Below are 16,101 nucleotides of genomic sequence, written 5' to 3'. Positions count from 1 at the left end.
CATGAAAATACTCATTGCAGGCGCGACGGGCAGTATCGGTCTTCACGTCGTTGAAACCGCGATCGAAATGGGCCATCAGCCCATAGCGTTGGTCAGAAATCGGCGCAAAGTCAAACTGCTCCCACGCGACGCGCAGGTTGTCTACGGCGACGTCTCCATGCCGGAGACCTTAACGGATGTGGTGAAAGATATTGATGCCGTCATCTTCACCCTTGGCTCCGATGGTCAGGGGCGTATTGGCGCGCGAGCGATAGACTACGGCGGCGTGCGCAATATACTGAAGCTGCTTAAACCAACCCAGGTGCGAATTGCGCTGATGACCACCATCGGCGTCACCGAGCGGCTCAGCTCATTTAACCAGCGCACGGAAGTGCATGACTGGAAGCGTCGGGCCGAGCGCCTACTGAGGGCCAGCGGTCATCCCTACACCATCGTCAGGCCGGGCTGGTTCGATTACAACCATGAGAATGAGCATAATTTACTGATGCTACAGGGCGATCGCCGCCATGCCGGCACCCCAGACGATGGCGTAATCTCGCGAAAACAAATTGCCAAAGTTCTGGTTTCAGCCCTGACCAACGACGCGGCAATCAATAAAACCTTTGAGCTGGTAGCCGAGCGCGGCCCGGAGCAACCTGACTTCACGCCATTATTTGCCGCATTGCAGTCTGATAATTCGCAAAAAATAGACGCAATTGCGGATATGGACAATATGCCGCTGGTCGATGAACCCGAGTGTATCGTCAGAGAATTAAATACGTTTTTGAAGCAACGTATTTAAACGCAGAGCCAACTTAATACGGGACACGGCGGGGACAGGCTCTTCCCGCCCCATCATACAGACCATCACATTCCCCTCATTAACCTCATCACTCACCTAATATTCCTCACTGATTAAACAGTGCGGGATATTCGTTATCATATTAAATCAGCGCGCCTCATTTTATCGGTAATACGCATGCACTTTTATTTCGACTCATTTATAACTAAAAGCGCTTGAGCACTGAATTATACCAACACCAGACAAATTCAGCCGGGATGGCAATTAACATATGGTCCTTTGATCATGCATATTTTCATGGAGATAAAAAATGCAATTAGATTTCACACTTAATATTAGTAACGACACCTGGTACCCGACAGCCGATATTAGTGGGTTCAAATCCGCTACCGGCGCCAGCGTTGATATTAAAGAAAAAATGATCCTGACTTTTAGTGCACCAGGTAAAATTACCGCCGGGGATATTAACGTATCGACAAACCCATGGTGTCTAATAAATACAAATATTGAATCAAGCGAAGTGTCCAGCGGCATCTTTGATATTAAGCTGACGATAACTGCCGCCGATGGTTCTGCCTTAGGTAACTCCATTTCCAATATTCATATGGGCGTCAACGCGTCCTCCGATACCGTGCCAAAATGGGAGACTTTCCGCAGCACCTTCACCGCTGCCGCTGATGAAGAAGCAGACGTTGCCGGTGAACTGGCCGTAACCTGTGCCGCCTTCCCGGCCGGACTGGAAAACACCGCTCTTACGCTAGTTTTGCTTCGCGGTGAGAAAAGCGAAACGCTTCTTCCGAAAGCGGGCATGACCAATTTTGATATCGACGCAGGCGATTACACGGTCAGCGCGGCAGAGCTGCGCACCGCAGAAGGTACCGTTCGCGCGGCAGTACAATTAAGCGCAACGGAGCTGACCATCACTAAAGGCCAGCGTACCCCGCTTGATATTACCTTTGCCCAGGCTGAACGCAGCACCACTTTGGACGTGGCGGTAAATTTACCGGCCACCCACGCGCTGCATAACGAAGATCTGAACGTTGTTTATCTGGAAAACGGCGTTGCCAAACAGCGCTTCACCATGCGCGCAGGTCAAAAACAGCGCCTGGAGCGTCTACCGATCGCCGGGACTTATTCAGTTTGCATCGATGACATCAAACTGAATAACATTCACTACAGCTTTGATGCGGCGAACGGCGCGCTGGACAACCAGCTTCACGATATCGCCTTCACCCGCGCTAACCAGCGCGACGAGTCTCAGTCTGCCTCTGCGAAATTAACCCTCAAAGTAGTTGCCGAAAAAACGGTCGCCGATACTTTCGCTCTGCGTCTTGTTGATGGCAGCGACGTTCCGCGTCAGTACTTTTTCGCCGATCTGGCGATGCAAACCGGCAGCATTACGCCGTCGATTGAGCTGTCTCCGGGCGTTTATCAGGTTGAATCCGCTACCGTTATTCATAACGGCGTTGTGTACTACATCGATTTAGCCACGCAGACGCTGAACGTTGAGAAAAATACCCCGCTGACGCTGGTTATCGCGATCGTTGAAGGGGCCAACCTGTGCGTGAAAGGTTTCCCTGAGTTCCTGAGCTTTGGCGGCTGCGCCAATATGTCACCGAGCAACGTGGATGACCTGGCCGAAGCGCGCGTCTCTTCCCTGTTCAAATACTCCGGTGATGACGGCATGGGCGATGCGTCCGCATATCTGGATCCGACGAAAGAGCCGACTTCAAAAATCATCCAGATGGCGCGTGATGTTTCCGCGAAAACTGGCGACAGCGTGCTGCCGATGATGGTCTCCTACACCTGCAACCTGTCGCTGGGTGACGTGGAAAACATTATTGACGATCCTGAGCGCCATCAATTCAGCTTTGCCAACTTCATTCAGGCGCTGCAAATGGCGCAGGCGATGAAAGATGACGAGCATCCGGTTCCGGGCGGCTTTATCGTCAACCCTGATTACCTTGGCGAATGTCAAAAGTACGGTTTCTCTCCCGACTATGTGATTCCGGTTCGCAAGCCGCTGGCGGAAGCTCTGGCACACCATGGCGTGAATATCGCCGTTCCTGCCGCGATTACCGATACCCTGAAAGGCTATATCAAAGGCGTCAACTGGCTGGTGCGCGCAGTGGCTCCGGATGTGGTGCTGGGCTGGCAGGTGAACCTGTGGAGCGTCGGCGGTTCACAGTGGGTTTATAATGATTTCACCTATGACGATGTGTTTGATGCCGTAGACGGCACCAGGAAAAAAATGACCATCGACCCGACTCTGGCAGGCAAGCTGACCGCCGAGTACGCGCTGCTGGTCGGTGTCTTTGAGGATATCGAATACATCGATGCCAAAGGGACCACCGTCGTAGCTAAGGGCGCAGACTTTATGGCCGCAGACCGCTATGAAGCGGATGACTTTACTGCTCGCGCCTACAAAAACGGCTACTGCTACTCGCCGTTTGAATGGGATCGCACCTTCGAATTCTGCGCGGCGCTGAGCCGTTATCTGCGCCAGCCGGTGCTGCCATGGCAGGTTCCGGCCAGCCGTCTGGCCACCGTTTCCGAGCAAGTTGGGGCGTTAGAAGAGAAATTCTGGGGCACCGGCGGCAGCTACCTGATGGGCCATGCGGAAATCGGGAGTTCTATGGAGGCCATTAACGCTGACCTGCTGGACATCGAGTTCCTTGATGTTCACGCCAGCATGATGGGCAAAAATCCGCGCGAGCTGTTCAAGCGTCATGAGTGGGATTTCACTGAGCCAAAATATGTGGATTTCCCGTCACGCGGTATTTTCCATGTGCAGGTTGGCGGCGGTGCCACCACCGGCGTGGTAAGCGCGGTCAATAACAACAGCAGCAGCTGGATGCGCGCGAAGCTGGCGGCCTATCGTAATAACCCGGTTAAACTCAAAGATTGATCCATTAAGATCGTGTTCTTTGTCTGAAACGGAAAAGCCGACACGTTATGCGTCGGCTTTTGTTTTTTGGTTTTCCCCGGAGGCGACGCATTGCGTCTGTCCGGGCTACCGATTATGCGGCTGTCTGGTAGCCCGGACAGGTGCGCAGCACCGCCTCCGGGAATGACTCAGGCCGTGCGCCACTTGCGCGTCAGCGGCTTCTCAATTTCCACAATCAGGAACATCACAAAACCGATAATAAAGGTGATCACCCAGTAGCGGAACGGCAGCGCTTCGGTACCGAACAGCATCTGCATAAACGGCGCGTAGATAATCAGCAGTTGCAGCACCAGCAACACGCCGCTGACAATCCAGATACCCCGGTTCGCCAGCAGCCCTTTGCTCAGTGAGAAACCATCCGCCACCCGGCAGTTGAGCATATAAAACCACTGTGCGGTGACCAGCGTCTGCAACAGTACGGTGCGGATAAACTCAGGTGAGTAGCCTCGCGGCTGTAGCCAGGCCTCCAGCACAAAGGCGCTCACGGCGATCATCGAACCGACAAAAATTACCCGCCAGATGGCAAAGCCGTCCATCGCATGCAGCTTAGGATCGCGCGGCGGACGGCGCATGATGTTCTTTTCACCGGCTTCGAACGCCAGACCAAACGACAGCGTGGCCGACGTCGCCATGTTCATCCACAAAATCAACACCGGCGTCAGCGGAATCAAATTCCCCGCCAGCAGCGCGATAATGATTAACAACCCCTGCGCCAGGTTGGTTGGCATAATGAACAAGATCGTTTTCTTCAGGTTATCGTAAACCCGCCGCCCTTCCCTGACTGCACTGGCGATGGTGGCGAAGTTATCATCGGTCAGCACCATATCAGCGGCCTCTTTGGTCACTTCGGTGCCCTTGATGCCCATCGCGATACCAACATCGGCCTGCTTCAGCGCCGGGGCGTCGTTCACCCCATCACCGGTCATCCCGACCACCTCTTTCCTGCTTTGCAGCGCCTGAACCAGACGGAACTTATCTTCCGGACTGGTACGGGCAAAAATATCGAATTTCTGCGCCGCTTCACTCAGTTGGGTATCGTCCATCACCTCCAGCTCGCGCCCGGTAATGGCGTTCCCGGCGTTGCCGATCCCCAGCATCTTGCCGATACTCATCGCCGTTTGCGGGTGGTCCCCGGTGATCATCTTCACGCGGATCCCCGCCTGCAGGCAGTCGCCGATAGCGGTAATGGCCTCTGGTCGCGGCGGGTCCATCATCCCGGCGATCCCTAACAGAATGACGCCATGCTGCAAATCCTGATGGGTGAGTTCGGTTTGCCCGTCAGCCGCCGGTTTCCACGCTGCCGCCACCATGCGCAGCCCTTCCCGCGCGTACTCTTCAATTTTCGCTTCCCAATACGGCTGGTCCAGCGGCTCCAGCCCATGGTCGGTTTGCTGATGCTGACACAGGCGGAACAGCACATCTGGCGCACCGGTAATTAAAATCGTCTCCTCATTGCCGATGCGGTACAGCGTTGACATATATTTGTATTGCGAATCAAAGGGGATCTTACTGCGCAGTTCGGTGCTCGCCGGCGAAAGCGTCACTTTCGCCGCCAGCACCTTCAGCGCCCCTTCCGTAGGGCCGCCAGTGATTTTCCACAACCCGCTTTCATCTTTGATTAGCTGGCTGTCGTTACACAGGTCGATGGTGCGCAGATAGCGCTCCAGCAGCGTGCCCGGCGCGACGGTTATCGGGTCCGGCTCATCGATCGGGTGAATATTCCCCACCGGCTCGTAGCTGTCCCCTTCCACCCGATAGACTTTATCGGCGGTGATAACGGCCTTAACCGTCATCTCGTTCATGGTCAGCGTCCCGGTTTTATCCGAGCAAATAACCGTCATCGCCCCTAGCGTTTCGACCGTCGGCAGCTTGCGGATAATCGCCTTCTGCCGGGCCATGGTTTGCACGCCAAGCGAGAGGATAATCGAGATAATCGCCGGCAGCCCTTCCGGTACCGACGCCACCGCCAGGCTAATCAGCGACAGCATCAGTTCAGAAACCGGCATATCGCGGAACAGCAGGCTAAAGACGAATAGCGCAGCCATCATCACCAGAATGATGATAAAGATGGCTTTGCCGAGCTTATCCATCTGCACCAACAGCGGAGTACGGTGTTTCTCGATATCCGCCATCATCTGGTTAATATGGCCCAGCTCGGTATCGCCACCGGTTGCCACCACCAGGCCTTTGCCGCCGCCGGAGCTTACCGTGGTACCTGAGAACAGCAGGTTCGTCCGGTCACCCAACGGCAGTTCGCCGCTAAGCGCTTCGGTACTTTTCTCCACCACCGTTGATTCACCGGTCAGAATCGCCTCTTCCACCCGCAGGTTATGCGCTTCGATAACCCGCAGGTCTGCTGGAATGCGGTCGCCGGCGCGGATCACCACGATATCGCCGGGAACCAGCGCCGTGGTCGGAATGGTTTCATGATTCCCCTGACGAACCACCACCGCTTCGCTGGAGAGCATATTGCGAATGCTCTGGAGCGATTTTTCGGCGTTACTCTCCTGAATATGGCCAATCAGGGCGTTGATCACCGCCACGCCGAGGATCACCAGAGTATCGACCCAGTGGCCCATCACCGCCGTCAGCAGCGCCGCCGCCAGCAAGACGTAAATCAGCACATCATTAAAATGCGCCAGAAAACGCAGCCATGCCGGTTTACCCGCTTTTTGCGGTAGCGCATTTTCACCGTACTGCTGTAATCGCGCCGTCGCTTCAGCGCTGCTGATGCCATCGGGAGTGCTGTTGGTGCTGGTCAGGGTTTCATCCACGGAGAGCTGATAAAACGGGCCGCCCGGTTTTTCTGTATTCATAGTTATCTCCTCACTCCTGTAACGGAAATCAGGACAGCCTCAGGCTGCCCTTAGCGCACCACAAAAACCGGCACATGGGCATAACGCACGATACTTGCCGCCTCTGAACCCAACAGATGGGTTTGAATATTGGGATTGCGTGAGCCAATGATCACCACATCCGCCTTCAGTTCATCTGCCAGTTTCGTCACTTCATCGCGGACGTTGCCGCTGCGAATATGAATCTGGACATCGCTTTCCTTCAGAGAGAGTTTATTGATGAGTTCAGCGAGTTTTTCTTTTGAATTATTAACCAGATAGTCTTCCATTTTTCGCGCATCGGAAATAAATCCGCGCGTCAGTGCAGGAGAAAATGTCGGGATGACGTTGAGTAAATGAATCTGCCCGGAGGAGCTTTGCGCGAGGAATTGAGCATGGGACAAAGCCTTGTCCGCAAGGCCGGTTTCAAACACATCAACCGGGACGAGGATATTTTTATACATAGAGACAATCCTTTTATTACCTATAAAAAAAGGTGGTGAAAACAGCGCAGACAATGGCGCTGAGGAAGAAATCTCGATTCGAAGTATGATGGGTATAATTAAACGTAGCACACGGCGATTAACATTATTAAGATGCCAATTAATATATTGAAAAATATCACAGACTCAGTCGACCTCAGACAATTCAACTGAAAACCCAGCAAAATCGTCAACATTACCGCAAATTTTACTCTTTTTAACATTTCCTTTTTTCAACGACTATGCTCATTATCAGAGGCCTGCGCGCCTCTAAAAACCATTCAACAATTATGTAGATAAGAATCTACTTAGCACAAGGTTGATACCAGAGGAGGAGCAATGTTCGGCTACAGCCTGTTTCGCCTGAGCCTGTTTATTGCCCTGGCAATAATCGCCTGTACGGCTTCCGGGTTATTTACCTATTTAGTGGTCTCAGCGCTGGCTGAATAAAGCCGGCATTTGTGAAAAATATGTAAAATAAAACCTTTAGCACCGAGGGGAATACAGTGAACCGTTATTTTTCTCTCATTCCCGTTGTTATTTTAATAACAACGGCTTGCGATCAGAAAGCACCGCAAGTTACCCCGCTGCCGCGGATGGTAAAAGTTGCGGATGTCGTCGCCATTGGTGATTCACAGCAGCGCATTTTTCCTGCCCGTATTGAATCCGGGGATTCTACCGATCTGTCGTTCAAACGCGGCGGACAGATTGAATCCCTTGATGTGCGTCAGGGAGCCAGTATCTCTCAGGGGCAAGCGCTCGCCCGGCTCAACGCCCGGGAAGCGCAGCAACGCGTCAACGAACGGCAGACCGCAGCAACCCTCGCTCAGCGGCAGTTCGACCGCTTCCAGACGCTGGCCGGGTCGCCAGGCCATTTCAAAAGCGGAAATGGATATCCAGCGGGCCAACCGTGATTCCGCCAACGCCGCGCTAAAAATCGCCCGCGAAGAGCTAAGTCAAATGACGCTCACCGCGCCGTTTAGCGGTATTGCCGCCAGCGTCCCGATCCGTAATCACCAGGTTGTCGCCGCCGGACAGCCGATCGTCACCCTGACGCGAACCGATCTGCTCGACGTGGTGTTCAGCATTCCGGAGAATCTTTTTACGACTATTGATATCCGCAATGCGCAGTATCGTCCGGTGGTGAAAATCAACTCTATGCCGGACCGTCAGTTCACCGCCGAATATAAAGAACATACCGGTAGCAGCGACAGCAACACTCTGACCTGGCAGATCATTTTAACCATGCCGCGCCCGGCCGATTTTCCGTCAGTGGGCGGCGTGAGTGGGACCGTGACGGTCAATCTGGCAAACCTGCCCGCCAGCGCGGGCGATAAAGCCGTCGTGGTGCCGGTTGAAGCGGTATTTAATCCGGATAATCGCCAGCGCAATGAGCCCCACGTCTGGGTAGTTAAAGGCGAAGGCGAACAGCTACAGCTTGAGGACAGAAAAGTTGGCGTCGGCCAGGTCACCTCTCAGGGAGTGGTCATTACCGAAGGGCTTAGCGTCGGCGAGCGCGTCGTGGCGGCAGGCGTCAGTGAACTGCATGCGCAGCAACCGGTTCGAATCTGGACGCGTGAACGAGGTTTGTAATGGATATCTCTCGTCAGTTTATTAACAACCCGATTCGCGTCTGGCTGACTATTTTACTGCTGGGCATCGGGGGTATTTTCGCCCTGCTGAATATCGGTCGCCTGGAAGACCCGGCGTTTACCATCAAGACCGCCGTGGTCATCACCCACTATCCGGGAGCCTCGGCGCAGCAGGTTGAGGAAGAAGTCACCCTGCCGCTGGAGAACGCGCTGCAACAGCTGCCCTATCTGGACAACGTCAGCTCAATTTCCTCCAATGGTCTGTCGCAAATCACCGTCAATATCGCCTCGAATTATCACTCCAGCGAGCTGCCGCAAATCTGGGATGAGCTGCGCCGTCGGGTAGGAGACGCCGCCCGGATGTTCCCGCCCGGCGTGGCCTCCCCCTTTGTGAACGACGATTTTGGCGATGTCTTTGGCTTCTTCTTTGCTATCTCCGGCGAGAGCTTTACCAACCCTGAGCTGGTCCGCTACGCCGAGCAGCTCAGGCGCGAACTGGTGCTGGTTCCCGGCGTTGGCAAAGTCGCTATCGGCGGTGCGATCCCACAACAAATCAATATCGATATCTCGCTGGCAAAAATGACCGCCCGCGGTATCACGCTCAACCAACTGGCGGCAATCCTCAGTCGCTTGAACGTAGTGTCTAACGCCGGTGAGATTAAATCCGGCAGCGAGTCAATTCGCCTGCATCCAACGGGGGAGTTTGAAAATCTCGACGAGCTGGGCGATTTGTTAATCAGCCCGCACGGCTCAGGTTCAGCGACGCGATTGCGCGATATTGCCACGCTATCGCGCGGACTCAGCGAATCTCCTTCCAGCATTTATCACGCTAATGGCCGCCAGGCGGTCACTATGGGGGTGTCGTTTATTCCCGGCGTCAACGTCATTGACGTTGGTCGCGCGCTGGAAAGCAAACTGGATCAGATGTCGGCGGAAAAACCGGCAGGGATCAAAATTGACCTGTTCTACGACCAGGCTGCAGAAGTGGCTCACTCGGTGAACGGCTTTATCACTAACTTCCTGATGGCACTGGCCATTGTCGTCGGCGTGCTGCTGATCTTTATGGGCGTGCGCAGCGGTATCATTATTGCCCTGTCGTTAGCGCTTAACGTGCTCGGTACGCTGCTGATTATGTATCTGTGGGGCATCGAGCTACAGCGTATCTCGCTGGGGGCGCTGATTATCGCCCTGAGTATGCTGGTCGATAATGCCATCGTCATCGTCGAAGGGGTACTCATTGCCCGCCAGCAGGGGTCGACGCTGCTCACGGCGATTAATTATGTGATTCGCCGCTCGGCGCTGCCGCTGCTGGGGGCGACGGTGATTGCTATTCTCGCCTTTGCGCCGATTGGCCTGTCGCAGGACTCCACCGGAGAATACTGCAAATCACTGTTCCAGGTGCTGCTGATTTCACTCATGCTGAGCTGGTTCTCAGCGTTAACCATCACGCCAGTACTGATTAAATGGTGGCTGTTCAAAGGGCAACAGCCGCCTGCTGAAACCTCGGATACCGACCCCTACAGCGGGCGCTTTTATCGCATTTATCAGCAGATTCTGCACACCCTACTGATGCGCAAAGCGATCACCCTGACCGTCATGGCGGCGCTGCTGGCAGCTTCAATATGGGGATTCGGCTCGGTGCGGCAGAACTTTTTCCCCTCATCGAACACGCCTATCTTCTTTGTTGACCTCTGGCTTCCCTATGGCACTGATATTGCGACAACCGAAAAGATGGCCAGCGATATTGAAACCTCGATTAACGGCCAGCCGGGCGTTGTCACCACCATCGCCACCGTTGGTCAGGGCAGTATGCGTTTTATCCTCACCTACAGCGGGCAACGGCAATACAGCAACTACGCGCAGATCATGGTACGCATGGACGACCAGCGCAGTATTAACGCTCTGACGCAGCATGTTGACAGCTATATTGCGCGCAACTATCCGCAGGTTAATGCCAGCAGCAAACGCGTGATGTTCGGCCCTTCCGGCGATAGCGCCATTGAAGTGCGCATCAAAGGCCCGGATCCCGACCGCCTGCGCCTGCTCGCCAGCCAGGTGGGCGATATTCTCTCCGCAGACCCGGCCACCGACGGCGTGCGCAACGACTGGCAGAACCGCAGCAAGGTTATCCGCCCACAATATTCCGCCAGCTTAGGCCGCGAACTGGGAGTAGATAAACAGGATATCGATAACGCGCTGGAGATGAATTTCTCTGGTAGCCGTGCGGGACTCTATCGCGAAGGGGCTGACCTGCTGCCGGTGGTGGTTCGCCCACCAGCCGCCGAGCGCCAGGATGCTAACCACCTGAATAATGTGCTGGTCTGGAGCCAAAACCGCCAGCAGTATATCCCGCTCAGTAACGTGGTCAGCGGCTTTAATCTCGAGTGGGAAGATCCTTTGATCCTGCGCCGCGACCGCAGCCGCGTACTGACCGTGCAGACCGACCCCGATCCGCTGAGCAATCAAACCTCAGGCGATATTCTGGCGCGCGTGAAGCCGCAAATCGATGCCCTCGCCCTACCGCACGGCTACAGTATTGAGTGGGGCGGCGACGCGGAGAATTCCCGCGAAGCGCAGCAGGGGTTGTTCACCACCCTGCCGCTGGGTTACCTGGTGATGTTTGTTATCACTGTGCTGATGTTCAGCTCGCTGAAAAACGCGATCGCTATCTGGCTGACGGTGCCGCTGGCGCTGATTGGCGTAACGCCAGGCTTTTTGATTACCGGTATTCCTTTTGGCTTTATGGCATTGATAGGCTTGCTTAGCCTGAGCGGGATGTTGATTCGTAACGGCATCGTGCTGGTTGAGGAAATTGAGCAGCAGAAGCAGGAAAAAGCGCAGCAGGAAGCCATTATTTATGCCGCCACCTCGCGTCTGCGCCCTATTCTGCTGACCGCCTTCACCACCGTTCTCGGTCTGGCCCCTTTATTATTGGATGTCTTCTTCCAGAGTATGGCGGTAGTTATTATGTTTGGTCTGGGTTTTGCTACTATTCTGACGCTGCTGGTTCTGCCAGTGATTTACGCCTGTTTCCATAATAAGAGCCTATCCCAGTAGGCGTATATTGTTGCAGCCAGTTTGGGCACGGACAGCGCGCAACAACCGAAGCGTACACGCAGTACGTGAGGCTTGTGAGCACTGCCCAGGACCAAAATGGCAAATAAAATAGCCTAATGGGATAGGCTCTAAGGATATGAAGCCACAATAATGAACAGTACCGGATTAAATATTATTAAAACGCTGGGATGCATGACGGCGGTGACCTTCTTCACCATTTATAACACCCGGGATCACTATGATTACGACTATCACTGGATCCTCGGTTTTCTGACGTTTATTTCGACCATAGCCACGCCGCTGTTTTTTGTGGTGGCGGGCTATCTGGATTCGCAGTCACGGCACGATGCGCAGTGGCAAATGGGTAAAATCAAAAGCGTAGTTATCGTCTTCCTGTTCTGGATGACAGTGTACTATCTCTGGGAACCCTACCAGCGCGGTTATCTTATCCAGCCGTGGTTTGTTTTTGCCTTTATTGTGATTTACACCTTTCATCCGCTTATCGAGTGGCTCAGCCAGCGACGCAAGCTATTTTTCGGCGTGGTATTTGCGCTGCTGTTGCTCTCATATGGCTACGATCTGCTGTCCGCGCTGTATCCTGATGTTCATGCGCTGAGCCTGGCCCCGCAGTACCGTTTGTGGACCTGGCTGCTGTTTTACCTGACCGGCCAGCTGTTCAGCGATCCGCTGGTCGCCAGTTGGCTGACCCGCGAGAGAGTGGTGAAAGGCGCGATGATCGCCATTCCGTTTATTTATCTCTTCACCTGGTTTTACGAGCGCCATTTCTTCTTCGCCCTGTTTAAGGCTGACAGAAATGCGTTCATTCTTACCGGATCACAAATTTATATTTTGGTGGTGGCGCTGGTGATTGCCGCCAACGGCGTGCGGTTTCGTAAAAACAGCGAGTTTAAAGAGACCATTCTGGCGACTATCAGCAAAACGATGACCGGCGTCTATATTCTTCACTACTCCGTTTTTCATCTGCTGACCGCGCTTATCCCAATTAGCTCGCTGGGAACCAAGTTAATGCTGATTGTCCTGACGTTCATCGCCTCGGTGTTAATTTCAATGCTAGCGCTGTCCAATTCGCTGGTGAAAAAGGTGATTACGATTTGATGCCCTCTTAAAAACCGTAGCGCAGCCACGCAAACAGCACGTTGCCGTTATTGTAGGTGCCGGGAATATAGGTGAACTGCACGCTCAGGCGGCGATAGCTGGCGGAAAAGAGCGGCAAAATAATCGGTAGCGGTACGTAGTTGGCGAAGTCTTCTCGGGCGGTGATCCCGGCGGTCACCCCAAGCCCCAGGCGAAAATCGCGACTACTGTCCAGATACCAGCCCTTCTCCCAGCCGTAGCCGATAATCGGCTGCCACTCGTTGTGCGAATCCTTAAACATCATCGCGTAGAGTGAGCTCCAGTTACCTTCTTCGTTATATCTTGAGACACCAAATCCCCCGCCCCACGGCATCTCATTGTAGTTATCGGTTTTCTCTTTATCGTACATAAAGCGGTTGTGCCAGCTGAGAAATGGCAGATACAGGTCGTAGTTTTGCGGCTGATTCCAGGTTTGCGAGACATCGTCTTTTAGCCAGTTCCACCAGCCGCTGACGCGTTGTTCGCCATAAACCTTTGTTTCCGCCTGTACCGCAAAGGCGAAAATAAACAGAGTTCCCCACACTATCCGCAGACAACGTCGCATTGTTTTATCCTTAAAGAAAAGAAAGTCGCCCGGTGTTAATTCAGTTTGGGAACAAAAAACAGGCTTTGCAAATATCAGAGGGCAAATTTTCCACACCCGGCAGCGCTAATTGCAAGTCCAGTTCGCAACCCTTTTCAGGACAGGGAGAACCTTCACGGCGATTTCATTTCCTCCCCTCTGGGATTATGATGGCGCTAATTATCCTTTCTGTCCGCAGTGATCGAGAAATAGATGGATTTCATCAGCATTATTATGTCGGCGGGAAAAACCTCCGTCGACGTGGCGCTTTATACGCTGCTGCCGATCATGGTTGTCATGCTCATCGTGATGAAATATCTGGAAGTGCGCGGGGTCCTGGACGTTATCGTTCGCTGGCTTGCCCCGCTGCTCAAGCCGTTTGGCCTGACCGGAATGAGCGCTTTCGCTCTGATCCAAATGAATTTTGTCAGCTTTGCCGCCCCGCTGGCAACGTTAGCCATCATGGACAAACGCGGCGCTTCTGACCGACAAATGGCCGCCACCCTGGCGATGCTCTTCGCCATGGGACAAGGCAACGTTTTCTATCCGTTAACGCCTTTTGGTTTGCACTGGCTGGCCTCGATAGTCATTTCGATTGTTGGCGGGCTATGTGCCGCGGCGGTTACCTGGCATATCACCGGCCGCAAGCTGTCTATTGTTGAGAATGCGCGGGCCGAAGATCTGCCGAATGCCGAGCAAAATAATCAGGGAATTATCGCTGTTATCAATAGCGCCGGCGCCGATGCCATTCGCCTGGCGCTCGGCGCGGTGCCGATGCTGATCCTGTCGCTGGCTATCGTCGGGTTTATGCAGGCGGCGGGACTGATTGAGATGCTCCAGCGCCTGCTGTTACCGCTGCTGCTGTGGCTGAATATTCCGGTTAACTTCGTGCTCCCGGCGCTGGTCAAATGTGTTGCGGGCGGTACGGCCTATTTCGGTGTGGTTTCTGAACTCGTACAGCAGGGCAAGGTGACGGTTAGCCAGATTAACGCTTCCGCAGGTCTGTTAATCCAGACTTTTGACCTTCCCGGCATCGGCATCTTTTTAGGCGTCAGTTCCCGTTTCGTACGCCTGTTCCGCTTTGCCGCCACCGGAGCTATCGCCGGGATCGCCATTCGCACCATTATGCACGTGACGCTATTCTGAAGCCGCAGCCTCCGGACGAAGGCAGGCGGCCACATCGGCCTGCTCGCTACAGGCAATATGATGGGTAATTCTCACCATCATCCACGGATAAAACGGGTTGGAGGTGACGCGCATCAGCGTATCCAGCCCGACGCTCAGCGTTGAGGTTTCACCGCGCAGCGAAATTGTGCCAATGCTAATCCCGTAGCGATTCTTCTCGGCCGGTTCACGACCATACAGCGAATCGGTCAGCGGGAACGGCACCGCCACGTGCGACAGCGAATACATATCCTGCGGCCAGGCAATATGCAGCGGCGTGACGGTTTCCGTCCGGGTTCCGGCAAGGGTTGTGCGGGCTACCGTTTCGTAGGTGTCGGGAGCGGCATTAGTAATCACCGTAGTGCCGTAGGGGCGCGGCGCGGGCGGCAATAACGTATTCACTGCCGAGTATAATGAAGGTCGGAACAGCGCGCGTAAATTCGCCGCCTGGTTAATATCAAAAATCACCAGTTCGCTGCCGTTATCGGGTAAATACCGATAAAGCGAATCCACCACCGCCCGCGTGCTCACCGTTGAGTCCATCACAGACTGGAAGGTCAAAACTGGCGCTAACTCTTCCAGCCGCTGACTTTGCGCTTCCTGGACGATTTGCTGTTGCAGCGCCTGTGATAACAGCCACGACTGCCTGGCCGCCTTAACCGGGAACGAATTGTATTTATAGGGATTAAATTCCGGGACGACGTTCAGCCATGCCGCGCGTGCGAAAGCCGGAAATATCGCGGGTAAACCGGCCAGCCCGGCAAAACGGGCAAACGCGGTGACGCCAATCATCGGTGACAGCAGGATTATTTGTTGCGGCCGACGCAGCGATTTATCTTCCAGACTATCAAGAGCATATTTGAGCGCCAGCGCCCCGCCGTTAGAGTAGCCAATCACGTGCAGCGGCACGTCTGGCCCCGCCAGCCGCGTTGCTTCACGCACCGCCAGACGCGTGGTGGCAATCCACTCATCCCGATCGACACCGGTCAACGCGCCCGGCGCGGTACCGTGTCCCGGTAACCTCGGCGCAACGGCGATAAACCCCATCTGCTGATAACGCTGCGCCAGATAATGCACGCTGTAGGGGGAATCCGTCAGGCCGTGGAGCAATACCGCAGCGCCGCGCGGTTTGCCCTGCGGCAACAAAATAAAGGAACGGTTCCAGTCGGGCTGAAACTTATCCGGATAAACCAGGCTTTGTGCGTAGAAACGGTTAATCGCCGTTTTTTCATCGTCGCTCAGCGTGTCGGTCACTTTACTTTTCATATCGCGGAAAATAGCCTCTTCCCGCGCCTGGTATTGGGCAAACGTGGCATGGTCTATCTCGCTGGCAGTCATTTCATCCGCCGTCCAGGTATGCCAGCGGTGCAGCGCCGGACCGCGTTGGGATTCGTAAATACGGCCAATAAAAAAGACAATCACTACTACCACCAGGCCAATCGCCGCCTTCTTTGCCAAAGAGACCATTGTTAAGCCAGACTTATTCAAAAGCCGGGTAAAACGCACCATTGCCATATTTCTGTCCGA

9 protein-coding genes and 1 pseudogene are annotated in these 16,101 nt (G+C 54.3%); 6 read left to right on the top strand and 4 right to left on the bottom strand.

The features are described from left to right. Position 1 precedes the first annotated feature (1 nt). Together HV213_RS11070 and HV213_RS11065 are read left to right on the top strand one after the other, a co-directional pair. Positions 2 to 781 carry an SDR family oxidoreductase gene (locus HV213_RS11070; RefSeq protein ID WP_181485730.1) on the top strand — a complete coding sequence of 260 codons (780 nt, stop codon included), beginning with the start codon at positions 2 to 4 and terminating at the stop codon, positions 779 to 781. A gap of 310 nt (positions 782 to 1,091) precedes the next feature. Next, entirely contained in the window at positions 1,092 to 3,689 is a 2,598-nt protein-coding gene (locus tag HV213_RS11065; protein WP_181485729.1) for a hypothetical protein, read from the top strand. 167 nt (positions 3,690 to 3,856) lie between these two features. Here HV213_RS11065 and HV213_RS11060 read toward each other — a convergent pair whose 3' ends face one another. Both HV213_RS11060 and HV213_RS11055 read right to left on the bottom strand, forming a co-directional pair. Then, positions 3,857 to 6,544 (bottom strand): cation-transporting P-type ATPase, encoded by a 2,688-nt coding sequence (locus tag HV213_RS11060; RefSeq protein ID WP_016241527.1) that lies wholly within the window; start codon positions 6,542 to 6,544, stop codon positions 3,857 to 3,859. 50 nt (positions 6,545 to 6,594) lie between these two features. Then, the gene (locus tag HV213_RS11055) at positions 6,595 to 7,026 is read right to left on the bottom strand and encodes a universal stress protein (protein WP_016241528.1); all 432 of its coding nucleotides are present in this window, start codon (positions 7,024 to 7,026) and stop codon (positions 6,595 to 6,597) included. 524 nt (positions 7,027 to 7,550) lie between these two features. Between HV213_RS11055 and HV213_RS11050 the strand changes: the two are divergent. The 3 genes and pseudogenes from HV213_RS11050 (at position 7,551) to HV213_RS11040 (ending at position 12,809) form a co-directional block, all read left to right on the top strand. Continuing rightward, positions 7,551 to 8,637, top strand: a pseudogene (locus HV213_RS11050) (efflux RND transporter periplasmic adaptor subunit). Continuing rightward, complete coding sequence (locus HV213_RS11045; protein ID WP_016241531.1) at positions 8,637 to 11,693, top strand: efflux RND transporter permease subunit; 3,057 nt, start codon at positions 8,637 to 8,639, stop codon at positions 11,691 to 11,693. The pseudogene HV213_RS11050 and the gene HV213_RS11045 overlap by 1 nt, the downstream one beginning before the upstream one ends. A gap of 192 nt (positions 11,694 to 11,885) precedes the next feature. Then, positions 11,886 to 12,809, top strand: a complete 924-nt coding sequence (locus tag HV213_RS11040; protein ID WP_024196075.1) for an acyltransferase — start codon at positions 11,886 to 11,888, stop codon at positions 12,807 to 12,809. A 7-nt stretch (positions 12,810 to 12,816) separates the two neighbouring features. On the opposite strand, the gene pagP is transcribed toward HV213_RS11040, so the two are convergent. Next, on the bottom strand, positions 12,817 to 13,392 hold the full coding sequence (gene pagP / locus HV213_RS11035; protein WP_045270086.1) for a lipid IV(A) palmitoyltransferase PagP: 576 nt from the start codon (positions 13,390 to 13,392) through the stop codon (positions 12,817 to 12,819). Positions 13,393 to 13,623: 231 nt separating this feature from the next. On the opposite strand from pagP, the gene HV213_RS11030 reads away from it, so the two are divergent. Beyond that, positions 13,624 to 14,556 (top strand): nucleoside recognition domain-containing protein, encoded by a 933-nt coding sequence (locus HV213_RS11030; protein WP_181485724.1) that lies wholly within the window; start codon positions 13,624 to 13,626, stop codon positions 14,554 to 14,556. Here HV213_RS11030 and HV213_RS11025 read toward each other — a convergent pair. After that, positions 14,548 to 16,089 carry an alpha/beta hydrolase gene (locus HV213_RS11025; RefSeq protein ID WP_442788157.1) on the bottom strand — a complete coding sequence of 514 codons (1,542 nt, stop codon included), beginning with the start codon at positions 16,087 to 16,089 and terminating at the stop codon, positions 14,548 to 14,550. The two genes, HV213_RS11030 and HV213_RS11025, sit on opposite strands and share 9 nt — an antisense overlap. Between the last annotated feature and the right edge of the window lie 12 nt (positions 16,090 to 16,101).

This window comes from Klebsiella sp. RHBSTW-00484, assembly GCF_013705725.1.
GTDB lineage: Bacteria > Pseudomonadota > Gammaproteobacteria > Enterobacterales > Enterobacteriaceae > Klebsiella.
Note: the sequence above shows the minus strand (reverse complement) of the source record. Positions and strands in the feature narration are given on the sequence as shown.

Bases quoted from the DNA above. Each gene is read 5' to 3' on its own strand.
- HV213_RS11070 (WP_181485730.1), top strand. From the start codon at position 2: ATGAAAATACTCATTGCAGGCGCGACGGGCAGTATCGGTCTTCACGTC.
- HV213_RS11065 (WP_181485729.1), top strand. From the start codon at position 1,092: ATGCAATTAGATTTCACACTTAATATTAGTAACGACACCTGGTACCCG.
- HV213_RS11060 (WP_016241527.1), bottom strand. From the start codon at position 6,544: ATGAATACAGAAAAACCGGGCGGCCCGTTTTATCAGCTCTCCGTGGAT.
- HV213_RS11055 (WP_016241528.1), bottom strand. From the start codon at position 7,026: ATGTATAAAAATATCCTCGTCCCGGTTGATGTGTTTGAAACCGGCCTT.
- HV213_RS11045 (WP_016241531.1), top strand. From the start codon at position 8,637: ATGGATATCTCTCGTCAGTTTATTAACAACCCGATTCGCGTCTGGCTG.
- HV213_RS11040 (WP_024196075.1), top strand. From the start codon at position 11,886: ATGACGGCGGTGACCTTCTTCACCATTTATAACACCCGGGATCACTAT.
- pagP (WP_045270086.1), bottom strand. From the start codon at position 13,392: ATGCGACGTTGTCTGCGGATAGTGTGGGGAACTCTGTTTATTTTCGCC.
- HV213_RS11030 (WP_181485724.1), top strand. From the start codon at position 13,624: ATGGATTTCATCAGCATTATTATGTCGGCGGGAAAAACCTCCGTCGAC.
- HV213_RS11025 (WP_442788157.1), bottom strand. From the start codon at position 16,089: ATGGCAATGGTGCGTTTTACCCGGCTTTTGAATAAGTCTGGCTTAACA.